The 21,875-nt window shown below is 65.7% G+C and carries 20 protein-coding genes and 1 tRNA gene; 17 read left to right on the forward strand and 4 right to left on the reverse strand.

Features of this window, described 5'->3' with window-relative positions:
- Positions 1–60: 60 nt before the first annotated feature.
- The 6 genes from IQ35_RS09940 to IQ35_RS09965 all read left to right on the forward strand — a co-directional run bounded on the left by IQ35_RS09940 (position 61) and on the right by IQ35_RS09965 (position 9,369).
- Positions 61–2,055, forward strand: coding sequence for a protein-L-isoaspartate(D-aspartate) O-methyltransferase (locus IQ35_RS09940; RefSeq protein ID WP_145073051.1), 1,995 nt, complete (start codon positions 61–63; stop codon positions 2,053–2,055).
- Positions 2,056–2,195: 140 nt separating this feature from the next.
- Positions 2,196–2,837: an aldehyde dehydrogenase iron-sulfur subunit PaoA gene (paoA, locus tag IQ35_RS09945; protein WP_145073054.1), complete on the forward strand. Its 642-nt coding sequence runs from the start codon at positions 2,196–2,198 to the stop codon at positions 2,835–2,837.
- Positions 2,834–3,787: an FAD binding domain-containing protein gene (locus IQ35_RS09950; protein ID WP_145073057.1), complete on the forward strand. Its 954-nt coding sequence runs from the start codon at positions 2,834–2,836 to the stop codon at positions 3,785–3,787. Before paoA ends, IQ35_RS09950 begins: the two co-directional genes overlap by 4 nt.
- Positions 3,784–5,997, forward strand: coding sequence for an aldehyde oxidoreductase molybdenum-binding subunit PaoC (gene paoC, locus IQ35_RS09955; protein ID WP_145073060.1), 2,214 nt, complete (start codon positions 3,784–3,786; stop codon positions 5,995–5,997). The genes IQ35_RS09950 and paoC overlap by 4 nt, the downstream gene beginning before the upstream one ends.
- Before the next feature lie 332 nt (positions 5,998–6,329).
- Positions 6,330–8,588, forward strand: coding sequence for a putative bifunctional diguanylate cyclase/phosphodiesterase (locus IQ35_RS09960; RefSeq protein WP_158636638.1), 2,259 nt, complete (start codon positions 6,330–6,332; stop codon positions 8,586–8,588).
- A 37-nt stretch (positions 8,589–8,625) separates the two neighbouring features.
- Entirely contained in the window at positions 8,626–9,369 is a 744-nt protein-coding gene (locus IQ35_RS09965) for a DUF72 domain-containing protein (RefSeq protein ID WP_145073066.1), read from the forward strand.
- Here IQ35_RS09965 and IQ35_RS09970 read toward each other — a convergent pair.
- Complete coding sequence (locus tag IQ35_RS09970) at positions 9,366–9,587, reverse strand: hypothetical protein (RefSeq protein ID WP_145073069.1); 222 nt, start codon at positions 9,585–9,587, stop codon at positions 9,366–9,368. The two genes, IQ35_RS09965 and IQ35_RS09970, sit on opposite strands and share 4 nt — an antisense overlap.
- 152 nt (positions 9,588–9,739) lie before the next feature.
- Between IQ35_RS09970 and IQ35_RS09975 the strand changes: the two genes are divergently transcribed.
- From IQ35_RS09975 to IQ35_RS09995, 5 genes are all read left to right on the forward strand, one after another.
- Positions 9,740–11,794, forward strand: a complete 2,055-nt coding sequence (locus tag IQ35_RS09975) for an AsmA family protein (protein ID WP_376699477.1) — start codon at positions 9,740–9,742, stop codon at positions 11,792–11,794.
- A gap of 194 nt (positions 11,795–11,988) precedes the next feature.
- Entirely contained in the window at positions 11,989–12,894 is a 906-nt protein-coding gene (locus IQ35_RS09980) for a hypothetical protein (protein ID WP_145073075.1), read from the forward strand.
- Between the two features lie 7 nt (positions 12,895–12,901).
- Positions 12,902–13,387: a DUF6165 family protein gene (locus IQ35_RS09985; protein ID WP_021245422.1), complete on the forward strand. Its 486-nt coding sequence runs from the start codon at positions 12,902–12,904 to the stop codon at positions 13,385–13,387.
- Positions 13,387–14,481: a polysaccharide pyruvyl transferase family protein gene (locus IQ35_RS09990; RefSeq protein WP_242003318.1), complete on the forward strand. Its 1,095-nt coding sequence runs from the start codon at positions 13,387–13,389 to the stop codon at positions 14,479–14,481. Before IQ35_RS09985 ends, IQ35_RS09990 begins: the two co-directional genes overlap by 1 nt.
- The gene (locus IQ35_RS09995) at positions 14,478–15,875 is read left to right on the forward strand and encodes a Coenzyme F420 hydrogenase/dehydrogenase, beta subunit C-terminal domain (RefSeq protein WP_199739934.1); all 1,398 of its coding nucleotides are present in this window, start codon (positions 14,478–14,480) and stop codon (positions 15,873–15,875) included. The genes IQ35_RS09990 and IQ35_RS09995 overlap by 4 nt, the downstream gene beginning before the upstream one ends.
- 95 nt (positions 15,876–15,970) lie before the next feature.
- On the opposite strand, the gene IQ35_RS10000 is transcribed toward IQ35_RS09995, so the two are convergent.
- Entirely contained in the window at positions 15,971–16,489 is a 519-nt protein-coding gene (locus IQ35_RS10000; RefSeq protein WP_145073078.1) for an outer membrane protein assembly factor BamE, read from the reverse strand.
- Positions 16,490–16,651: 162 nt separating this feature from the next.
- Between IQ35_RS10000 and IQ35_RS10005 the strand changes: the two genes are divergently transcribed.
- The 4 genes from IQ35_RS10005 to dinB are packed head-to-tail and all read left to right on the forward strand — an operon-like array spanning position 16,652 to position 19,374.
- Complete coding sequence (locus tag IQ35_RS10005) at positions 16,652–17,179, forward strand: ubiquinol-cytochrome C chaperone family protein (RefSeq protein WP_031291392.1); 528 nt, start codon at positions 16,652–16,654, stop codon at positions 17,177–17,179.
- Complete coding sequence (locus IQ35_RS10010; RefSeq protein WP_145073081.1) at positions 17,176–17,709, forward strand: YceD family protein; 534 nt, start codon at positions 17,176–17,178, stop codon at positions 17,707–17,709. Before IQ35_RS10005 ends, IQ35_RS10010 begins: the two co-directional genes overlap by 4 nt.
- Positions 17,706–18,248 (forward strand): hypothetical protein, encoded by a 543-nt coding sequence (locus IQ35_RS10015; RefSeq protein WP_145073084.1) that lies wholly within the window; start codon positions 17,706–17,708, stop codon positions 18,246–18,248. Before IQ35_RS10010 ends, IQ35_RS10015 begins: the two co-directional genes overlap by 4 nt.
- A gap of 43 nt (positions 18,249–18,291) precedes the next feature.
- Positions 18,292–19,374, forward strand: a complete 1,083-nt coding sequence (gene dinB, locus IQ35_RS10020) for a DNA polymerase IV (protein ID WP_145073087.1) — start codon at positions 18,292–18,294, stop codon at positions 19,372–19,374.
- A gap of 7 nt (positions 19,375–19,381) precedes the next feature.
- On the opposite strand, the gene IQ35_RS10025 is transcribed toward dinB, so the two are convergent.
- A complete protein-coding gene (locus tag IQ35_RS10025) occupies positions 19,382–20,173 on the reverse strand; it encodes a DUF1134 domain-containing protein (protein ID WP_021245430.1) in 792 nt (263 codons plus the stop codon).
- A gap of 231 nt (positions 20,174–20,404) precedes the next feature.
- Between IQ35_RS10025 and IQ35_RS10030 the strand changes: the two genes are divergently transcribed.
- A tRNA-Ser gene (locus IQ35_RS10030) sits at positions 20,405–20,496 on the forward strand.
- A 523-nt stretch (positions 20,497–21,019) separates the two neighbouring features.
- A complete protein-coding gene (locus tag IQ35_RS10035) occupies positions 21,020–21,460 on the forward strand; it encodes an EthD domain-containing protein (protein ID WP_021245431.1) in 441 nt (146 codons plus the stop codon).
- A 66-nt stretch (positions 21,461–21,526) separates the two neighbouring features.
- Here the strand turns inward: IQ35_RS10035 and IQ35_RS10040 are convergent, their stop codons facing one another.
- Positions 21,527–21,874 (reverse strand): DUF4286 family protein, encoded by a 348-nt coding sequence (locus IQ35_RS10040; protein ID WP_031291396.1) that lies wholly within the window; start codon positions 21,872–21,874, stop codon positions 21,527–21,529.
- Position 21,875 lies beyond the last annotated feature (1 nt).

Below are 21,875 nucleotides of genomic sequence, written 5' to 3' on the forward strand. Positions count from 1 at the left end.
GCTTCCCAACCGGGCCGATCGCCACCCTGAACCCGGCTATCGAGAGAGAGGATCGTCGTCATGGCCCGCTATGACAGGCTTCGGAATCAGATGGTGGATGTCCAGATCGCGCGGCGCGGCGTGCGGGACGAGCATGTCCTGGCCGCGATGCGCGCCGTCCCGCGCGAACATTTCGTTATCGAAACGATGGCCGAGTTCGCCTATGAGGATTCCGCCCTGCCGATCCAGGAAGGGCAGACGATCTCCCAGCCCTATATCGTCGCCGTCATGATCGAGGCGGCGCAGGTGCGCCCGGGCGACCGGGTGCTGGAGGTCGGCGCCGGGTCGGGCTATGCGGCGGCGGTGCTTGGCCGGATCGCCGGCCGCGTCTTGGCCATCGAACGCCACGAGGCGCTCGGACAACTTGCGGCGGAGCGCATGCGGGCGCTTGGCTATGTCAATGTCGATGTGCGGATCGGCGACGGGACAAGGGGATTGCCGGAAGAAGCGCCTTTCGACGCGATCCTGGTCGCGGCGGGCGGGCCGGCCGTGCCGCACGCGCTCAAGGAGCAGCTGGGGATCGGCGGCCGTCTGGTGATCCCGGTCGGGCAGGCCGGCAACCAGACGCTGTGCAAGGTCACGCGTCATTCCGCGACCCGTTATGAAGAGGAGAATCTGGGCGCCGTCACCTTCGTCCCGCTGATCGGCGAACAGGGGTGGCAGGAGGACGGTCGCCGCGCCGCGACCAACCATTTGCCCGGCGCTTCCCGCGGACAAGGCCCGGCCGGGATGATCGCCGATGCCGCCGAGGATCTGCCCGCCTTCGACGATCCGGCCTTTGGACGGCTGTTCGACCGCTTCGCCGACCGGCGCGTCGTGCTTCTGGGCGAGGCAAGCCACGGGAGCAGCGAATTTCATCAGGCCCGCGCCGCGATCACGCGTCACCTGATCGAATATCACGACTTCACCATAGTGGCGGTGGAAGCGGACTGGCCGGATGCAGCGGCGGTCGACCGCTATGTCCGCCATCGCGGCCCTCATGGCGATACGGAACAGCCCTTCCGGCGCTTTCCGACGTGGATGTGGCGCAATACCGATATCCATGCGCTGATCGCCTGGATGCGCGGCCATAATGCGGGCGTCGACGACATGGCGCGGCGGGCGGGCTTCTACGGCCTCGACATCTACAATATGTCGGGGTCGATCGGCGCCGTGCTCGACTATCTCGACCGCGTCGATCCCGAAGCGGCGAAGGTGGCGCGCCAGCGGTACGGCTGCCTCACGCCGTGGCAGACAGACCCCGCAACCTATGGCCGCGCCGCGCTCAGCAAGGGCTATGCGGAATGCGAGCAGGCGGTGATCGAGCAATGCCGGGACTTGCTGAAGAAGCAGCTCGACTATGCCGCTGCGGACGGGGACGCCTTCCTCGACGCGGCGCAGAACGCCAGGCTGATCGCGTCGGCCGAGCGCTACTATCGGATCATGTATTATGGCGGCGCGGAAAGCTGGAACCTGCGCGACACCCATATGTTCGAGACGCTGCAAAATCTTCTCGAAGCCAAGGGGCCGCACGCCCGCGCGATCGTCTGGGCGCACAACAGCCATATCGGCGACGCGCGCTTCACCGACATGGGCGCGGTGCGCGACGAGATCAATATCGGCCAGCTCTGCCGCGAGGCGTTCGGGCGCGAGGCGGCGCTCATCGGCTTCGGCACGCATGGCGGCACGGTCGCCGCGGCGGCGGACTGGGACGGCGCCATGGAGGTGAAGCGGGTGCTCCCTTCCCGCCCCGACAGCTATGAGCGGCTCTGCCACGACAGCGGCAGGGACCGGTTCCTGCTGGACCTTTCTCCCGGTGCGAACGAGCCGCTCCGACGGCGGCTAGCCGAGCCGCGGCTCGAACGCTTCATCGGCGTCATCTACCGTCCCGAAACCGAGTTGCAGAGCCATTACAGCCAGGCGATCCTGCCCGAGCAGTTCGACGCCTATGTCTGGTTCGACGAGACGCAGGCGGTGACGCCGCTCGGGCCGGAACATCATCGCGGCGTGCCCGAAACCTATCCGTTCGGGGAATAGGCCGGCGGCGCGCGGACAGATGCCCCGCGCATGTTGAACATCTTTCGACACCGCGTATAGTCGGACAGGTGCATCCAAGCGGCCGTTCGCGCGTTGGCGCAGAAGAGAACGCGCCAGGCAAATGGAAAGGACCAAGCGCGATGGCGGATTTGCCGGAGCTGGACATCTCCCGCCGGGGCATGCTCGGCGGAGGCACGGCGACCGTCGTGATCGCGGCGAGTCCCGTTGCAGCAGCACAGGACAAGGAGCCGATGCAAGCCGATCCGCCCGCGCCGATACCGCTCAGCTTCGAGGTGAATGGAGAGAAACGCGATCTCACCCTCGACTCCCGCACCACGCTGCTCGATGCGCTTCGGGAGCATCTGCACCTTACCGGCACGAAAAAGGGCTGCGACCATGGCCAATGCGGCGCCTGCACGGTGTTGGTGGACGGCGTGCGGATCAATTCCTGCCTGACACTGGCCGTGATGCACCAGGGCGACAGGATCACGACCATCGAGGGGCTGGGCACGCCCGATAGGCTGCATCCGATGCAGGCCGCGTTCGTGCAGCATGACGGCTATCAATGCGGCTACTGTACGCCGGGGCAGATCTGCTCGGCGGTGGCGGTGCTCGACGAGATCGGGCGCGGGGTGCCCAGCTATGTCGCCGCCGACCTGACGGAGCGTCCCCGGATGACCGACATCGAGATGCGCGAGCGGATGAGCGGCAACATCTGCCGGTGCGGCGCCTATTCCAACATCGCCGAGGCGATGGCCCAGGTGGCGGGAGAGCGCGCATGAGGGCCTTCACTTATGAACGCGCGGACTCCGCGCGGGATGCTGCCGCCAGGGCGGCGTCCACGCCGGGCGCGAAGTTCATCGCGGGCGGCACCAACCTGCTGGACCTCATGAAGCTGGAGATCGAGACGCCGCGCCACCTGATCGACGTGAACGGCCTGGGCTTCGACAGGATCGAGAAGACCGGCGACGGCGGCCTTCGGATCGGCGCGCTGGTCAGGAACACCGACCTGGCCGCCGACATGCGCGTTCGCAAGGATTACGGCGTGCTCAGCCGCGCGCTGCTGGCGGGCGCCAGCGGGCAGCTGCGCAACAAGGCGACCACCGCCGGCAACCTGCTCCAGCGCACCCGCTGCCCGTATTTCTATGACACCAACCAGCCCTGCAACAAGCGCAAGCCCGGATCGGGCTGCGCCGCGATCGGCGGCTATTCGCGCCAGCTTGCGGTGATCGGCTCCAGCGAATCGTGTATCGCCACCCATCCGTCCGACATGGCAGTGGCCCTGCGCGCGCTCGACGCGACGGTGGAGACGGTGAATGCGGCCGGTCAGGCGCGGGCCATTCCCATCGCCGATTTCCACCGCCTGCCCGGCGATACGCCCCATATCGAAACGGCGCTGGCGCCCGGCGAGTTCATCACCGGCGTGACCCTGCCAAAGCCCATCGGCGGACGGCATTATTATGAGAAAGTGCGTGACCGCGCCTCCTACGCGTTCGCGCTCGTGTCCGTTGCCGCGGTGATCCACAAGGACGGCACGGGCCGCGTGGCGCTGGGTGGCGTAGCCCATAAGCCGTGGCGCGTCGAGGCGGCCGAAACGGCGATGCCCGAGGGCGCGCGGGCGGTGTCGGCCCGCCTGCTCGCGGGGGCCAGGCCCACCCATGACAACGCCTTCAAGGTGCCGCTCGCGGAACGGGCGCTGGCGGCCGTAATGATGCAAGCGAGGACCGCATGAAGTTCGACACGCCGGCCGGCGCCAACCCCATCGACCGCACGGCGGTGGTCGGCCGGCCCCACGACCGCATAGACGGGCCGCTCAAGACCACCGGCACCGCCCCTTACGCCTATGAGCATCATGCCGAGGTGCGGAACCCCGCCTGCGGCTACATCCTTGGTTCGGCCATCGGGAAGGGACGGATCGGGGCGATGGACCTGGCCGAGGCGAAGACCGCGCCCGGCGTGCTTGCCATCGTGACCGCGCAGGATGCGGGCAAGCTGGGCAAGGGGAAATTCAACACCGCCAAACTACTGGGCGGCCCCGATATCGACCATTACCATCAGGCGATCGCGGTGGTCGTCGCCGAGACGTTCGAGCAGGCCCGGGCCGCGGCAGCGCTGATCCGCGTCGACTATATTCGCGCCAAGGGCCGCTTCGACCTGGCCGAGGAATTGAAGACAGCGCCGCTTACGGGCAATTCCAACGGCGGCGCGCCGCCCAAGGAAGCCCGCGTCGGCGATTTCGAGCAGGCCTTTGCCGCCGCTCCGGTAACGCTCGACGCCACCTACACCACGCCCGACCAGAGCCACATGATGATGGAGCCGTTCGCATCCCTCGCGGCATGGCACGGCGACGAGCTGACAGTCTGGACTTCCAACCAGATGATCGACTGGGGACGGACCGACCTTGCCATCACGCTGGGCATCCCCAAGGAGAAGATCCGCTTCCTGTCGCCCTATGTGGGCGGCGGGTTCGGCGGCAAGCTGTTCCTGCGCGCCGATGCGGTGATGGCCGCTCTGGGGGCAAGAGCGGCGAAACGGCCGGTCAAGGTCGCCATGCCCCGCCCGCTGATGGCCAACAATTCCACCCACCGCCCGGCGACCGTCCAGCGCATCCGCATCGGCGCGACGCGCGAGGGAACCATCACCGCGATCGCGCATGAGAGCGGATCGGGCGACCTGCCGGGCGGCCGCCCCGAAACGGCGGTCAACCAGAGCAAGCTGCTCTATGCTGGCGCCAACCGGCTGACGGCGATGCGGCTCGCCGTCCTCGACCTGCCGGAAGGCAATGCGATGCGCGCACCGGGCGAGGCGCCCGGCATGATGGCGCTTGAAATCGCGATCGACGAGATGGCGGAGAGGTTGGGCATGGACCCGATCGCCTTTCGGGTGAAGAACGATACGCAGGTCGATCCGGAAAAGCCCGAGCGCCCCTTCTCGGAACGCAACCTCGTCCGCTGCCTGCGCGAGGGGGCGGACCGCTTCGGCTGGGCGCGCCGCGATCCCCGCCCCGGCCAGGTGCGCGACGGCCGCTGGCTGATCGGCATGGGCATGGCGGCGGCATTCCGGAACAGTTCGCTCGTCCCGTCCGGCGCGCGCGTGCGGCTCGGCCGGGACGGCATCCTCGTCGTCGAGACGGACATGACCGACATCGGCACCGGCAGCTACACCATCATAGGCCAGACCGCGGCCGAAATGCTGGGCCTGCCGCTGAACAAGGTACAGGTGAGGCTGGCCGATTCCCGCTTTCCGGTTTCAGCGGGATCGGGCGGACAGTTCGGCGCCGCCAGTTCGACGTCGGGGGTCTATGCCGCCTGCCTCAAGCTGCGCGAGGCGGTTGCCCAGCGGCTGGGCTTCAATACCACCGACGCCGTATTCGAAGGCGGCACGGTGAAGAGCGGCAACCGCTCCGCGGACCTCGCCGACGCCACGCGCGCGGGCGATCTGACCGGCGAAGACAAGGTCGAACCGGGCGACCTTGAAAAGAAGTACCAGATATCCACCTTCGGCGCGCATTTCGTCGAGGTGGGCGTGGACGCTTATACGGGCGTCATGCGCGTGCGCCGGATGCTGGCGGTCTGCGACGCGGGCCGAATCCTCAATCCCAAGACGGCGCGCAGCCAGGTGATCGGGGCGATGACCATGGGCGTGGGCGGCGCGCTGATGGAGGAACTGGCCGTGGACAAGCGCTTCGGCTTCTTCGTCAATCACGACCTCGCCAGCTACGAAGTGCCCGTGCATCTCGACATTCCACATCAGGAAGTGCTGTTCCTCGACGGAACCGACGACAAGGCCAGTCCGATGAAGGCGAAGGGCGTGGGCGAGCTTGGCCTGTGCGGCGTAGGCGCGGCGGTCGCGAACGCGGTCTATAATGCGACCGGTGTGCGCGTGCGCGACTATCCGGTGACGCTCGAAAAGCATCTGGACCGCCTGCCCGGGGCCGCCTGACCGACCTTCCCGGCACCATGCGCCGTGAGGCGTCCGGGCAATGACCTCTCTTGTCGCGTCCCCCCAATCCGGGTTTGCTTTTGGCCATATGTAGTTGCAGCCCCGATCCTGCGCGATGGTTGTTTTCGGCCAGGAGCGGACATTTCCCCTCATCCGTTGGCCATTCAGCGCGCTTCGGAAATGCGATGGCGGAGTCTGCGGCGTCCCTTTCATTGCGGGTTGTTAACTAATAGCCGGTAGGATTTTTCGGAGCAGCAGCAAGAGCTTGGATTGAGATGCATTCGCGACGGGCATCCGTTGACAGATTGACGACATGGCTTCTGGGTTCGCGGTTGAGCGTTCCCGAAGCCATTGCGGTTCAACTGATGAACGGCCTGTTCACGTCGGTTCCCATCTTTCTTGGCGGCATCATGAACATCTCCGCGGTGGCCGCCGTCGCGGCGTCGCGCCATCCGTCGGCCGCGTTCATCGGCTGGCTGCTGTTCGAGATCGCACTCGGCATGCTCCGGCTGGCTATCCTCGTTCATGGGCGGCGGGCGATCCGGGCGGGACGAACGCCGCCATGCCTGCTGTCCGCGCTGCTTTCCTGCGTCTGGGCCGGTTCGGTAGGTTTCGGCACATATCTTTGCATCACCAGCGGCGACTGGGTCCTGGCGACGATCGCCTGCCTGTCGGCCGCCGCGATGGTGTGCGGCATATGCCTGAGGAATTTCGGTACGCCCAGACTCGCGGCGATCATGGTTTTTCTGGCGCTGCTGCCCTGTGTCGTCGCGGGATTGCGGACGGCCGAACCGATCATGCCGATCATCAGCGTGCAGTTACCGATATTCTTCCTGACGATCTTCTCTGCGTCCTACTCGCTGCACCGGATGATGGTGTCGCGGATGACTGCATTGAACGACCTTCAACGCAGCGAATTACTCAACCAGACCATCCTTCAGGCCAGTCCGGACTACACGCTCATTCTCGACCCCACGGACAGGGTGATCTTCTGCAATCGGCCCAATTCGGCCGATTCCGATCAGGATTCGTTGATGGGCCGCGAGTGGATGGGCTTGCTGCCCGAAGAGGATCATGCCCTGGGCATCCAGGCTCTCGAGGATGCGAAGGCCGGCAAGTCGGCCAACCTGGTCACCCATCACTTCGATGCAAGCGGCCGGAAACGATGGTTCGACATCATCGTCAATGAGATCTGCGACGGCTCCGGACGCCTGATCGTGGTGTCGAGAGACATCACCCACCAGAAGAAATCCGAGGAGGAAGCGATCTGGATGGCGCGGCATGATGCGCTGACCGGCCTGCCGAACAGGGCCTTGCTCCAGGATCGCCTGGACCAGATGCTCGATGATGCGGGTCCCGCGATGACCGGCGCCCTGCTCATCGTCGACGTCGACAATTTCAAGTCGATCAACGATACGCTTGGCCATGACGCGGGCGACGCATTGCTCTGCGCTTTCGCCGATCACCTCCGCGCGGCGGCGGCCGGGGACGACATCGTCGCGAGGACCGGCGGAGACGAATTCGCGCTCATCCTGGCCGCCCGGTCGGATGCGGAGGTCGAGCGCACGGCGGAGAAGATATTCGAGCGATTGCGTGAGCCGTTCGCCCATGGCGGCCGCCTGATCGATTGCGGCGCCAGCATCGGCGCGAGCTTCATTCCGCGCGACGGCAAGCTGCGTTCGGAAATCATGAAGGCGGCCGATATCGCGCTCTACGCCGCAAAAGCCGGTGGCAGGGCGCAGCTGCGGATTTTCGAGCCTGCGATGATGGTCGAGGTCGACAGGCATCAGACCATGATCGCATCAGCGCGCTATGCGCTCCAGTGCGACACCATCATTCCCCATTATCAACCCAAGATTTCGCTTCGCACGTCGCAGGTCGTGGGCTTCGAGGCGCTGCTGCGCTGGAGGGATCGCGACGGCGAACTGCGGCATCCGGGCCTTATCCAGGCGGCATTCGGCGATCCTGTCCTGAGCGGTCCCCTGAGCGAACGGATGCTGGAAAGGATCCTGGATGATGTCGGACATTGGGTGCAGGCCGGGATCGCATTCGGTCATGTCGCGATCAATGTCACCGCCGCGGACTTCCGAAGGGGCGGCTTTGTCGAAACCATCCTGCCTCGGCTGGGCGCAAGGGGCGTGCCGCCCTCGTGCATCCAGATCGAAGTGACCGAAACCGTGTTCCTGGGACAAAGCGCCGAAGACGTCAAAGACGCGCTGCGGCGGCTCAGCGATCACGGCATCCGCATTGCGCTCGACGATTTCGGCACCGGCTATGCCTCGCTGTCCCATCTGAACCAGTTTCCCGTCAATCTGCTCAAGATCGACCGCTCCTTCGTCGAGAAGATCGGATCGAACGCGGATGCCGAAGCGATTTCGGCGACGGTCATCAACCTGGGGCATTGCCTCGGCCTCGAAGTCGTGGCGGAGGGCGTCGAAACGGCGGATCAGGAAATGCATCTGATGGCCATGGGCTGCGATACAGGACAGGGCTTTCTGTATTCCAAGGCCATGCCGATGGAGGATGTCGAGGCGTTTCTGGCGTTCAGGAGCAGGACGGTCCCACGCAGGGAAAGGCTGGCCAGCGGATAGCATGCATCCACGCGCGGCCCCCGCGCGTTGAAGGCGGATGTCATTCAGGATCGGAACGGCGGGGTGGAGTATCGCCTCGCACCATGCAGAGCGGTTTCCGGGCCAGGGCTTCGTGCTCGAACGCTATGCCGAGCGATTCTCCTGCGTCGAGGTCAATTCCTCCTTCTATCGGCCGCACCGTCCAACGACCTGGACACGCTGGGCGTCGATCGTGCCCCCGGGATTCCGCTTCGCGGTCAAGATGCCCCGCACGATCACCCATGAGCGCAAACTCCGCGATTGCGGCAGCCTCGTCGCCCGGCTGCTCGACGAGACGTCCGGACTTGGCGAGAAGCTCGCAGTTCTGCTCGTGCAGCTTCCGCCCAGCCTTAGCTATCAATCCGGCGTGGCCGAAGACTTCTTTCTCGAACTCACCGCCGCGACCCCGGCGCGCATCGTTTGCGAGCCGCGACATGCAAGCTGGTTCGAAACGGCGCCCGATCACCTCCTCGCGCGTTTCGAAATCGCGCGGGTCGCCGCCGATCCCGCCAGGGTTCCAGCGGCCGCCGTGCCGGGCGGCTGGCGCGGTCTATCCTACTGGCGCCTGCACGGATCGCCCGTCATCTACCGCTCGCCCTACAGCGCCGAACAGCTCGACCATTATGCGGCGCTGCTCGCGCGCGAACATGCCGCCGCCGAGCCGCCCTGGTGCATATTCGACAATACCGCGGCGGCGGCGGCCACGGGCGATGCCCTTGCGCTTTGCGAGCGGTTATCCTCGCTCGACGGGCGCGCGTTCTAGCTGCCGTTGGCCTCCACGGCGTTCGCCATGTGCGAATTGTCGGCCCCTGTTTGCGCCGTGTTGAAGAACCCTGTGGCAAGCAGGATTGCGAAGGCGATCACGACCAGCGCCAGACTGATGCCCAGAACATAGCGGGTGACATGGGTGGACGCGCCGCTGCGGGCTTCCGTCCTGGAAACATGCGTGACCACCTCGCCGTCTTCATTTTCCTTGCGCATCGAGACTCTCCTTCGCAAGGACAACAAGATCCCGTCGCGCTTGTTCCCCGACGCGACGCCATGGTTCGGACAGAGGAAGGCCCGCCTGAAATTCGCTTCATCTCGCGCGGCGTCATGCAACGAATAGGGCGCCCGCGCGCTTCACCCTGGCGATGGATATGAGCACGCTGGATGAAGGAGAACCCGTCCCTCCGCGCACCGGCCGCAAAGGCCGGCGCCTGCATGTCCTGCGCACCGCGCTGCTCGCTGTTTTCGGCGCGATTGTCCTGGCGTGGCTGATCCTGTTCGTCACCAAGGGCCGATTCCTGAAGCACCCCGTCGAACGGACCGTCGGCAGCCTCATCAACCGCAACGTCGCGGTGAAAGGCGATTTCCAACTCTACTTCGCTCCGCTGGAGCTGAAGTTCTACGCGGAAGGGCTGTCCATTTCCAATCCCGGCTGGGCCAGCCGGCCTCATCTGTTCACGGCCAGGAAGATCGATGCGCGGATCGCGCCGCTCTCGCTGATATTCGGCAAGCGCCGCCTCTATCGGCTCGACCTGACGGACGGGGCGGCCGACCTGGAATGGAATAGGGCGCATGATCGCAATACATGGACTTTCAGCGACAAGAAGGGCGGCGAGCCGCTCCAGTTCCCGCGCATCGATCGCGCGACCGTCGCGGGGACGACAATGCGTTATGCGGATCCGCAAATGCCTCTTCTTGCCGAACTCGGCATCGACACCATTACATCGGCCAATGCCCGGATCGGGAAGGCGGTCAAGGTCAAGGGAACCGGCCGTATCCGCGATACGCCGTTCCGCCTCGCCGGAGACCTCCTGTCCCCCGATGCAACCGTCAATCGGGGCCGGAACCAGTTGTCGCTGCGCATCTGGGCGGCGAACAATATCGTCGATATCGCGGGTGTCCTGCCCTCCATCGCGGATGTCGAGAACGTCCCTTTGCAAACCCGCGCAAGGGGGCGGGACCTGTCCGAGCTGCTGTGGATCATCGGCGTCGCCATCCCGTCCACGCGCACCTATGCCCTCAAAGCGCAACTGGTGAAGGATAAGGAGACTTTCCGCTTCACCGGCCTCAGCGGCACGTTCGGCAACAGCGATCTGGCGGGAAGGCTGACCGTCACGAACGGTCAACGCCTCCGCCTCGATTCCGCATTGACGACACGGCGCCTCGACATCGTGGATGCCGCCCCTTTCATAGGCTATAATCCGGACATCGTGGCGTCGAAAGGCGCTGTGGCAGCCGCGGCGGCAACAGGCGCGGGGCCGCAACGGGTCCTGCCCGAAGCCGCGCTGCCGGTGGCGACGATGCAGCGCTTCGACGCCGCCCTCAAATGGACGATCGGCGTCGTGCGGTCGCGGAACGTGCCGGTTTCGAATATCGATCTGACGCTGGCGCTGGATCGAGGCCGGCTGGCGCTGTCTCCCCTCACATTTTCCATGGCGCGGGGCAATGTCGCCTCCGACCTCATATTCGACACGCGCAGCCGTCCCGCCGCCAACAGCTACGATATCCGGCTGGCGCCCACGCCGATGGGCCGGCTGCTGGCGGGATATGGCGTCGCTGAGGCGGGCACCACGGGGATGGTGAGCGGCCGCATCAAGCTGGATGGCCGGGGCGATACGATACATGACGCCCTGTCGACGGCGTCCGGCCGCATCGCTTTCGTGATGCCCAGGGGCAGCTTCTGGACGCGCAACGTGCAATTGTCGGAACTGGACGTGGGGACGTTCGCCTACAAGATGTTCCAGGGCCGTCTGAAGGAGCCGGTCGCCATCAATTGCGGATTGATCGCGTTCACCGTTCGCAACGGCATCGCGGCGGCCGACCCGATCCTCATCGACACCAGGAAGAACGTCATCCTGGGACGCGGCGGATTCAGCTTCCGGACCGAAGCGGTCGATCTGGCGATCAGGGCCGACGGGAAGAAATTCAGCCTGTTTTCCGGACAGTCGCCGGTTGGCCTCGGCGGCACATTCGCGCGGCCCTCGCTGAACGTGATCAGCCCGGAATTACTCGGCCGGGCGGGCGCCGGGCTGGGCCTGGCGATTGTGGCGACGCCCTTGGCCGGGGTCCTCACCTTTGTGGATATCGGGGATGCCAAATCCGCGGCCTGCGGACCGGTGCTGTCGGCGGCAACCGCGAGCGCGCAGCGCACCACGCGGGGCAAGAAGCGCGACGATGTAGGCGCCGGCACCCGAAACTGAGCCGGATCGGCCGCCGCGCCGGCAATCGCGTCCGCCAGCAGCGGCGGGCCAATCGGACTAATCTGTGTGAGTCCGGCGGCGCTTTCCGGGAACGGCCGACGCGCGCTCCGGTTGGGATCATCGGGCCGACATCACAGGGAACCGTTTTCTATCATGCGACAGGCGGCTTCAGGGCTATGGGAAATCGCGCGCGCATGACCGATCGCACGCATCGCTGGATCGCGGCAATGCGCGCGCAGGATTACGCCGCGGCCTGGGCGATCTCGGACGAAGCGCTTGCGCAGCGCGATGCCGCCAGCCGCGACGATCCCGCGCTGCCCTATCATCTGCGATGGGTCTGGGATGGGCGGGACTATCGCGGCAAGCATTGCCTGGTGCGCTGCTATCATGGCCTGGGCGACACGATCCAGTTCGCGCGTTTCCTGCCCTTGCTGGCGGAACGAACGGCGTCGCTGCGCGTCGAGGCCGATCCCCGGCTGCTCCCTCTCATCGATGCCGTCGTGAGCAAGGCGGGAGGCAGCGGCATCGGCCTCATCCCCTTCGATCCTGCCCGTCCCGCCGCCCCTTCGGACTGCGATATCGAGATTACCGAACTGGATTTCGCCTTGCGCGCCACGCCGGCCGATGCGCGCCTCCCTTATCTTTCCGTCAGCCAGGCCCTGTTGCCGCGCGGCACCGTCGGCCTGTGCTATGGGGCGGGGGCATGGGACAGCGGGCGCTGCGTGCCGCCCGATCTGCTGGCGCCTGTCTGCAGCCTTGCCCCTTGCCTCACGCTGATGCCGGAGCCGACCGCCCTCGACGTCCTGAACCCGGCCGGCTGTCCCTTCGACATGGAAACCACCGCCGCCCTGACGGCGGCCACGGATCTTGTCATCACGGCCGATACAATGATCGCTCATCTTGCCGGCGCGATGGGCAAGCCGACCTGGCTGCTGCTGAAGGCCGAGCCGGACTGGCGCTGGCCCGTCGGCAGCCACCGCACGCCATGGTATCCTTCCATGCACATCTATGCCCAGTCCGCGCCGGGGGACTGGGTCGGCGTACTCGCGCAAGTGTGGCACGATCTCGCGGCGCTCAGGTTCAGGACAGCAGAAAGGTAAGTCGCCCATGGCCACCATGCGCAGTCCCAGCGTGCCCGTTTCGTGGGGCGAGCTGCTCGACAAGCTGACGATCCTGGCGATCAAGCGGAAGCGCATCGCGGCCCCCGCCGCACGCGCGCATGTCGACAGGGAATATCGCCTTTTGCAATCGATCGGCGCGCAGGCGCTTGTCTCACAGGAGGTCGGCCGCCTGGTCGAGCGGCTCCGGCAGGTGAACGAGCGGCTTTGGGAGGTCGAGGACGCGATCCGGGGGCAGGAGGCAGCCGCGGACTTTGGACCCGGCTTCATCCGTCTTGCCCGGACGGTCTATAAGGTGAACGACCGGCGCGCGGCTATAAAACGCGAAATCAACGCCCTGCTGGACTCCGAACTCGTGGAGGAAAAGAGCTACGCTCGTCCGGACAGCACCGCTCCGGCGCCGATGCCCGGGCCGGCCATGCCGCCGGGGGCACAGGTGCGGGGCATGGCGGGCCGGGCCGGAAACGGCCGCTGATGCACGGGACGCAGACGATCACCCCCATGCGCGTCCAAAGGCTTGGCGTCCTCACCTTTCACCGCTGCATCAACTATGGCTCCTATTGGCAGGCGCGCTGTCTGGTCGAAGGTCTGCGCGGCATGGGCGCGGACGCGGTCCTGCTCGATCATCAGTCCACCCGGGTGGAACGGGCCGAATTGCGCTGTGCCTTCCGTCCCGTTTTGCCGACCCGCACGCCCCGATCCGACTTTCCGGCCTATGCCCGAAAGGCGCGCAAGTTCCGGCAGGCCTTCGAGCGGCTGCCCCTTTCCCCCGCCTTCCCGCTCGACCGTCCGGAAGAGATTCAGGATTATGACAGCGTCGTCGTCGGCAGCGACGAGGTGTGGAATTTGCAGCACCCCTGGTATGGCGGGTGCGCGACATTCTATGGGGCGGGCATATCCGCGCGGCTCGTCGCCTATGCCGCGAGCTTCGGCAATCATGATGCCGCAAACGGTCTGTCGGAGCATTGGGCACGGCGGCTTCGGAATTTCGCGGCCTTGTCCGTCCGCGACGCGAACAGCCGGGAGATCGTGCGCGGAGCGCTCGGATACGAAGCCGAGCTGGTCCTTGATCCGTGCCTGCAATTTCCGCCGCCGCGCGCAGCGGAAGCGCGCGAAGACAAGGCTTATGTCGCACTCTATGGCCACAATTTTCCGACCTGGCTCAGCGAACCCGTCCGGCGGTGGGCGCGGTCGACCGGCCGCCGCGTCCTCAGCATCGGCTATCGGAACGACTGGGCGGACGAGCAGCGCATCGCGGCCGGTCCCGAGGCGTTCTCCGATCTGATCGCCGGCGCGGACGCGGTCGTCACGAATTTCTTCCACGGCTGCGTGTTCGCCCTCCTGAACAAGCGGCCTTTCATCACCGCGCCGTCCCCCTACCGCGTCAACAAGGTGCGCGGCCTCATGCACAGTCTGGGCACGGAAGAACGGATGATCTCGGAAGCGACGGACGATCCTGCCTATGCGCGCCTCCTCGAAGAGCCGATGGATGCGGCTGTCGACGCGCGGATCACGGCATGGCGGCGGCATTCCGAGGCCTATCTTCGCCGGGCGGTGATGCCGTCATGAACGATCGCGATGCACTCGTCAGCCCGCGCGACATGGTTTCTTCGGGGCTATGCACCGGCTGCGGCGGCTGCGTGAGCCTGGCCGGCGGCGCACAGGCCCGCATGGCCTGGGACGCCGACGGGCAGTTGAAGCCGCAGGGCGACAGGCGCTGGCACGAAGGCCGAAGCGCGCCGTTTTCCGAGCGCTGCCCCTTTTCCCCGCTGGCCGCGAACGAGGATGCGATCGCCGCCATGCGCTTTCCTCAAGCGCCCCATGCCGACCCATGGATCGGACGCTTCGAAGCCGCTTACGTCGGACATGCCGCGGAAGCGGGCTATCGCGAGCAAGGCAGTTCGGGCGGCATGGTGAGTTGGGTCGCGGCCGAGCTTCTGCGGCGGAAAATGGTCGACGGCATCGCCCATGTCGCACCGGCCGATCCCCGCGAGGGCGCCTTTTTCCGCTATCGGATCGCACGCGATCAGGCTTCGTTGCGGGGCGGCGCCAAGTCCCGCTACTATCCGGTCGAGATGTCGGCCGTCCTGCGGGAGATGAGGGAGGTGCCCGGTCGCTATGCCGTGGTGGGCATACCCTGCTTCATCAAGGCGGTTCATCTCGCCTGCCGGAGCGATCCCGTCCTGCGGGAACGGATCGCCTTCACTCTGGGACTCGTGTGCGGCCATATGAAGAGCCGTCATATGGTGGAAAGTTTTGCCTGGCAGATGGGACTCGGGATCGATGAAGTGCGCGAGGTCGACTTCCGCGTGAAGAACCCGGACCGGCCGGCGAACTGGTACACCGCCCGTCTTGCACGTCGCGACGGCGAGGTGCGAATGCGGGACTGGTGGCACCTTGTCGATGGCGACTGGGGATCGGGTTTCTTCCAGAACCGGGCCTGCGACTTCTGCGACGACGTCGTGGCGGAGACGGCGGACATCTCCTTCGGCGACGCCTGGGTGGAACCTTACTCGTCCGATGGCCGGGGCACAAATGTCGTGGTGGTCCGTTCGCCTGCTCTGCACAGGATGCTGGAAGACGGCCGCACGGAGGGCCGCCTGGCGCTCGATCCCATAGATGCCGCGTTCGTCAGGGAAACGCAGGCCGCCGGCTTTCGGCAAAGGCGCGAAGGTCTGGCCTATCGCCTCGCGTGGAAACGATCGGGCGTGAAGCCGCGCAAGCGCGTTGCCCCCGAACGGCGTCATCTGCCGCTGCGCCGCAAGCTGGTCTACCGGCTCCGCCATTGCATCACACGCGGCAGCGCCGTCATGTTCCGGCTCGCCAGATGGCTGCGCAGGCCGCGCGTCTTCATCCTCTGGGGACGCGCCGCCCTCGCCCTTTATCAGGGACTTACCTATTCGCGCGGGCGGCTGGGACGCGTCTTCGACCGGACGGAAGCCTTTTTGACGCGGATGCGATGAGTTTCCGGCGAAGCAATGGGCCGCTCGCAAATCGGGGCCCATCACATCTCTTATCCCAGCAGCCCGGCCATGCTTCGGACTGAGGGGAAAGGAGTCTAGCTCCCGTTGGGACCACCGCCGGGGCTGGTCGCGCCGCCGCCCATGCCGCCCATGCCGCCGGCGCCCACGGCGCCGATATTGCCGAAAATCTCCTGGAACAGGCTGCGGTGACGGCCAAGGGTGGGGGTCTTCTCGCCCCAGGGACTGACCTTGGCGACCTGCTCCAGTCCCATGCGGTCGACCGCCAGGACATTGCCCGCCGCATCGAATCGCACATGCAGCACGGTCTGCGCCACGGGCTTCGGATTGGAAAAGGCCAGCGCGCGCATGTCGCGCGACACATAATACCAATCCTGGTCGCCGAACTGCGCCGCGAAGCTGGGGCGGCCCAGCGTGCCTTCGACCGAAGCGCGGTTATCGATGCCCGGCTGGATCGAATCGACCAGCAGCTTGTCGACCTGATACCCCTGATGCGTGCGGATTCGCGCGCAGCCCGACGTGCCCAGAAGCAGCGCGCAAAGGCCGACCGCGAGCATGATCCGCCCGCTGCGGGACTGGCGGCTGAACTGGCGCATGAACTTCTCCTGCGGGGACCGGCCCCCAAACCCAAGAAACATAAAGCCGCCATTGCATCGGGCGGCCCGCCGATCAATATGGAAATGCGTCGGCCTCGGCAAGGGGCCGCGGCGCGGGCGGCCCATGCCGCCCTTCAACCGACCGTGAAAAGCAGGCAGACCATGTCCGATACCGCCCCGTCCTTCCTCCAGCGCCTGTTCGGGCGGCGCGATCCCAAAGAGGGGATGATGCCGCTTTACAACGCCATCGTGGCGGAGGGCCGTCGGCCGCATTGGTATCTGGATGGCGCGGTTCCCGATACCATCGACGGGCGCTTCGACATGATCGTCGCCATTCTGGCGCAGACGCTGATCCGGCTGGAGCAGCAGGGGGCCAAGCAGGAAAGCGTCTGGCTGACCGAATTGTTCGTGGACGACATGGACGGCCAGCTTCGGCAGGAAGGCATTGGCGATGTCGTCGTGGGCAAGCATATCGGCCGCATGGTGAGCGCGCTGGGCGGGCGTCTGTCCGCCTATCGCGGCGCGCTGGAAGGCGGCGGGGATTTCCGCGAGGCATTGCGCCGCAACCTCTATCGCGGCGCGGAGCCTGCGCCCGAAGCGCTCGCCCATGTCGAGGGCGCGTTGCGGGAACGCTGGGTGCGTCTGGGCTGCCTGTCCCGCGACGCGCTGCTGACGGGAGATATGGGATGAGCGTCACGCCCGCGCCCGAATTTTCCCGCCCCGTCCGCCTCGATCAGCTCGGCCGTCATGCCGGTCCCATCGTCATCGCGGCGGATGCGGCGGAACGCGAAGCCTTGGCCCGCCGCTTCAACCTGCTGGCGCTCGACCGGCTGGAGGCGGACTATGCGCTCTCCGAAGAGGAGGGCGCGATCATCGCGCGCGGCCATGTGCGTGCCGCCCTCGCCCAGCCCTGCGTCGCGACCGGCGTGCCAGTGCCGGAGACGATCGACACCGGCTTCACGCTGCGCTTCGTGGCCGAGGACGGCGCCGAAGCCGAAAGCGAGGAACTGGAGCTCGACGCGGAGGACTGCGACACCATCGGCTATAGCGGCAACGTCATCGACATGGGCGAGGCGGTCGCGGAAACGGTGGCGCTGGCCATGACGCCCTTTCCCCGCTCGCCGCAAGCCGACGCCTACCTGCGCGACGCGGGCGTGCTGACGGAGGAACAGGCCAGCCCCTTCGCGGCGCTGCTCTCGCTCAAGGGGGACGGGAAATGAGGTCGCTCCTCGGGGCGTTGCTGCTTTGCGGCCTGACCCTGCCAGCCTTCGCCGCCGAGCCGTCCGCCCTGATCGGCGAAAGGCGCGCGCGGGCGGAATGGGCGAAGGCGGAAAACCGCCAGGACTGCGCCCCGCTGGCGCTCGCGGCATCGGGCGAGCCGGAAGGCGCGCCGCGCGCCGCCGCCTTCGGCGGAGGATGGGGCGTCGCCTTCGACCTGCCGGAGCTTCGCAGCGCCTATGGCTTCGCGGGCACGGGCCTGCTGCCGGACGATGATGCGGATGCGGCGGTCCAGCGCGACAGGCTCTATCGCCAATGGCCGTATTTCCGCGATCTCGCGCAATTCCCCGCACCGTCCTTCGCGGGCTATGGGCAGGAAGGGGCGGAACCTTATCCCGCCGGCAATCCCGAAGGCGCGGGCCTGCAATCGCTCGCCTATGTGCGGATCGCGGGACAGCGATGCACCTATAATGTGTGGAGCCGGATCAGCCGCGCCCATCTGGAATGGATGCTCGGCACTCTGCGGATCGCGGCCGACTGAGTTCTGTTTTCCTTTCGTTCCGGCCATGGCATAAGGCCGCGCCATGGAAGCCGCGCCGCCCCCGCCGCGAAAGATCATCCATATCGACATGGATGCCTTTTACGCATCGGTCGAGCAGCGCGACGATCCCACCCTGCGCGGCAAGCCCATCGCGGTCGGCGGCGGCGGTCCGCGCGGCGTGGTGGCGACCGCCAGCTATGAAGCGCGGCCCTTCGGCGTGCGGTCCGCCATGCCCGGCGCGCGGGCGCGGCGGCTCTGCCCCGGCCTCATTTTCGTGAAGCCCCGTTTCGAAGTCTACCGCTCCGTTTCCGCGCAGGTGCGCGACATATTTTCGCGCTTCACCGACATCGTCCAGCCGCTCTCGCTCGACGAAGCCTATCTGGATGTCACCGCCAACAAGGCGGGCATCGTCTCCGCCACCCGCGTCGCGGAGGAGATCCGCCGGCTCATCCACGAGGAAACCGGTCTCACCGCCTCCGCTGGCGTGTCCTACAACAAGCTGATCGCCAAGCTCGCTTCCGACCAGAATAAACCGGACGGCATATGCGTCGTGCGCCCGCAAGAAGGCGAAGCCTTCATCGCGAAGATGCCGGTGCGGCGCATCCACGGCGTCGGCCCCGTCACCGCGCGGCGGATGCAGGCGCTCGGCATCGAAACCGGCGCAGACCTGCGCGCCCGCGATCTCGCTTTCCTCCAGGCGCATTTCGGCAGCTCTGCGCTGTTCTATTACCGGGCGGCGCGCGGGCGGGACGACCGCGCCGTCCATGAACGGCAGGACCGCAAGTCCGTGAGCGTGGAGGACACTTTCTTCGACGACCTCACGCAAGAGGCGCGGCTGGTGGAGGAGATCGACCGGATCGCGGCCAATCTCTGGGGCCGGATCGAAAGATCGGGCGGCTATGGCCGGACCGTGGTGCTCAAGATCAAGTTCGCCGATTTCCGCATCATCACGCGCTCGCGCAGCTTTTCCGCGCCGGTGCGCTCAGCGGAACTGCTGGCGGAAACGGGACGCGCGCTCCTGCGCGGACAGCTTCCGCTTCGCATGGGCGCGCGGCTGCTGGGCCTTGGCGTGCACAATCTGGAAGGCGAACCGCACGGCGACGATCAACTCGCCCTCGCCCTGTGAGCCTTGCTCAGAAGGGCAGCCAGGTCCGTTTTTCGGTGAACTTCATATAACCGGCATTGATGCCCAGCCGGTATCCCACGCCCATGCGGATGGGAATCAGCACGACGCTGCCCCAGCGCAGATAGCTGGCGTTGAACCCCCCGACCAGATAGGCCGTGCCTTCCGCGGCGGGAAAGCGGTGATACAGGTCCTGCGTGTCATAGAGATTATAGACCAGCACGAAGGTGTTGCCCGCATTCCCGCCCACATCGAAGCCGATAGAGGGACCGGTCCAATAGACTTCCCGCTTGCCCTCGATCTTGTGGTTGAGCGTGCCCGATCCGTAGCGCAGGCCGACAACCAGCGCGCCCGAAGCCTCACGCCCGGCGATATAGGCATTGGGGCGGCCCTGGTCCTTCAGGATCTTCTCGATGATGCCGGCCAGCCCCTCCGCGCCCTTGCCGAACACGCCTTCGGCCGCGCCGATCAGATCGTCTTCCTGATAGGAGTCGCCGGGCGAGGGCGCGGCAGGCGGAGCGTCCGAGGCAAGGGAAGGCGCCGCCGCGCCGGGAGCGGACGACGCATTGCTGCCGTCATAGACGCCGCTATCGCTCCGGACGGCCGGGTCGATGCCCGGATCGGTGGGCGCGCTGCTGGCCGGGGGTGGCGGCGCAAGATCGGCGTCGATGGCGGTATTGGGGTCGACCGTGCGCACCTGCGCCTGCGCGGCCAGCGGCGTCAGCGCCATGCCGGCGATCGCCGCGGCCAGCGTGCCGCCGCGCGCGAAGCGGGCCGTGACCCGCGCCAAAGTCCCGATCATGCCTTGAGGCTCCCCGCATTCCCACTCTTAACCATCCCACAGATTATCGCCAGTCAAGCTGAAACGGCAATGAACGAACGGCGACCCGAGTCGATTCCGCGCCGGAACGAATCCGGCATGTGTTTTCCGATGACGGCAAGGCGAATATGGCCGTTGCCATGGGGCCGGTCCCTCGCTATAGCCCCGTCCCAGCCAAGCCGCTGCCCGCCTCATTGGGATGGGCATGATTGCGGAGACGTGGGTGAGTGGCTGAAACCAGCGGTTTGCTAAACCGTCGTGCCCTGAATGGGGCACCCCGGGTTCGAATCCCGGCGTCTCCGCCAAATCATCATCCGGTTATCCTTGCACGGATCACAGCATTCCCTTCACGCCGATCGGTATCGCGTCCTTGGTCTTCATGCGCTTTCGCAACCCTGCTGCTCGCACGGGCGTTGTCCCGGGAGGAATATCGGAAACAGGCTCCTGATTTGGGGAAATTCTTTAATCAGTGCGTTATGGCGGTGGAAGCAGTCACCTGCGAGCCGCTCTCTGGTGCGCCTTTCCGTTTTGACGGGAGTTAACCGGAAATCGGCTGTTTCGGGAGCATAGATGCCCGACACTGGGAGCCGCGACACCGCCGTCCGCTCCCACATCCCCATGGATTTCCCGCGGACCAATAACGGGAATTCAGATCCGCTCTTTCGGTGGAATTAAGACTCTTGCACTTGCCTCGGCGGAAATCCCACCAAGTTGCGAAACAGCGCGTAGCGAAGCGACCACCGATGCAGGCTGCCCCTCCCTTTATTGAAATACTAGATTGTTTAAATGTTAGTGATTAGCATGAAGCGGAACAAGGAGAGGTGAGTCATGATCAAGATTATCTGGTTGCTGAAGCGCAAGCCCGGAATGTCGAAGGAAGCGTTCCGGGAACATTATGAGAACAGCCATGTGGTGCTGGCTCACAAATATGTCGGGCATCTGCTGGAAGGCTATCATCGCAACTACCCTATCGAAGGATGGCTCGCACCCAGCAGCAAGCGCGAGGACGGCGTGGTCGAGCCGTTCGAATATGACTATGACTGCATCACCGAGATGCGGATCAAGGATGAGGAAGCCGCAGAGGAAATGCTGCGTATCTTCAACGATCCCGTCATCGGCAAGATTTTCGTGGATGACGAGCATCGCTTTCTCGATCGCAAACTGGTCGTCATGCTGAAATGCGATGAGGTGAACACCGGCACCGGAACCGGCCATATGGCGCCGCCCAAGGAGCAGCTGGCAACCCAGAGCCCGGTCCTGGCGCGCTGAGATAAACAAAAGGGCGCGACTTGAGGAAGCCGCGCCCTTTTCCCATGCGCGCCGAAGCGCGCGTCATCAGGCCGCCTGAGCGACCTTCGCCACCTTGCGGGGCGTGATTTCCTCAAACAGTTCGCAATACAGGTCTTCCGCCATCGCCTCGCTCATCGGCATCCTGTCGGTGCCCACCCGCGACATCATGTCATCGATCACCGCCTTGGGGTCATCATGGCTGACTTCATAAATGGCGAAATAGTTCCATGCGCCGGGCTTCATGGGATCGCCCTTCAACCTGAACCGCTGGGCAGCGGTGAAGCCAGGGATGGCCAGCACGTCGTCGAGATGCTGATTGTTGTACCAATCGTTGAATTCCTCTTCCCGGCCTTCGACCGGCCGGGTCAACACCACTAACTTATACTCACCCATA

It is taken from the genome of Sphingobium wenxiniae (assembly GCF_007830065.1).
Taxonomy (GTDB): Bacteria; Pseudomonadota; Alphaproteobacteria; order Sphingomonadales; family Sphingomonadaceae; genus Sphingobium; species Sphingobium wenxiniae.

What these genes read in the sequence shown, in the direction of transcription:
- paoA (WP_145073054.1), top strand. Translation starts at nt 2,196, where the DNA reads ATGGCGGATTTGCCGGAGCTGGACATCTCCCGCCGGGGCATGCTCGGC.
- IQ35_RS09970 (WP_145073069.1), bottom strand. Translation starts at nt 9,587, where the DNA reads ATGCGCAAGGAAAATGAAGACGGCGAGGTGGTCACGCATGTTTCCAGG.
- IQ35_RS09990 (WP_242003318.1), top strand. Translation starts at nt 13,387, where the DNA reads ATGCACGGGACGCAGACGATCACCCCCATGCGCGTCCAAAGGCTTGGC.
- IQ35_RS10035 (WP_021245431.1), top strand. Translation starts at nt 21,020, where the DNA reads ATGATCAAGATTATCTGGTTGCTGAAGCGCAAGCCCGGAATGTCGAAG.
- IQ35_RS09975 (WP_376699477.1), top strand. Translation starts at nt 9,740, where the DNA reads ATGGATATGAGCACGCTGGATGAAGGAGAACCCGTCCCTCCGCGCACC.
- IQ35_RS10040 (WP_031291396.1), bottom strand. Translation starts at nt 21,874, where the DNA reads ATGGGTGAGTATAAGTTAGTGGTGTTGACCCGGCCGGTCGAAGGCCGG.
- paoC (WP_145073060.1), top strand. Translation starts at nt 3,784, where the DNA reads ATGAAGTTCGACACGCCGGCCGGCGCCAACCCCATCGACCGCACGGCG.
- IQ35_RS09950 (WP_145073057.1), top strand. Translation starts at nt 2,834, where the DNA reads ATGAGGGCCTTCACTTATGAACGCGCGGACTCCGCGCGGGATGCTGCC.
- IQ35_RS10010 (WP_145073081.1), top strand. Translation starts at nt 17,176, where the DNA reads ATGAGCGTCACGCCCGCGCCCGAATTTTCCCGCCCCGTCCGCCTCGAT.
- IQ35_RS10025 (WP_021245430.1), bottom strand. Translation starts at nt 20,173, where the DNA reads ATGATCGGGACTTTGGCGCGGGTCACGGCCCGCTTCGCGCGCGGCGGC.
- IQ35_RS10015 (WP_145073084.1), top strand. Translation starts at nt 17,706, where the DNA reads ATGAGGTCGCTCCTCGGGGCGTTGCTGCTTTGCGGCCTGACCCTGCCA.
- IQ35_RS09995 (WP_199739934.1), top strand. Translation starts at nt 14,478, where the DNA reads ATGAACGATCGCGATGCACTCGTCAGCCCGCGCGACATGGTTTCTTCG.
- IQ35_RS09980 (WP_145073075.1), top strand. Translation starts at nt 11,989, where the DNA reads ATGACCGATCGCACGCATCGCTGGATCGCGGCAATGCGCGCGCAGGAT.
- IQ35_RS09965 (WP_145073066.1), top strand. Translation starts at nt 8,626, where the DNA reads ATGTCATTCAGGATCGGAACGGCGGGGTGGAGTATCGCCTCGCACCAT.
- dinB (WP_145073087.1), top strand. Translation starts at nt 18,292, where the DNA reads ATGGAAGCCGCGCCGCCCCCGCCGCGAAAGATCATCCATATCGACATG.
- IQ35_RS09940 (WP_145073051.1), top strand. Translation starts at nt 61, where the DNA reads ATGGCCCGCTATGACAGGCTTCGGAATCAGATGGTGGATGTCCAGATC.
- IQ35_RS10005 (WP_031291392.1), top strand. Translation starts at nt 16,652, where the DNA reads ATGTCCGATACCGCCCCGTCCTTCCTCCAGCGCCTGTTCGGGCGGCGC.
- IQ35_RS10000 (WP_145073078.1), bottom strand. Translation starts at nt 16,489, where the DNA reads ATGCGCCAGTTCAGCCGCCAGTCCCGCAGCGGGCGGATCATGCTCGCG.
- IQ35_RS09985 (WP_021245422.1), top strand. Translation starts at nt 12,902, where the DNA reads ATGGCCACCATGCGCAGTCCCAGCGTGCCCGTTTCGTGGGGCGAGCTG.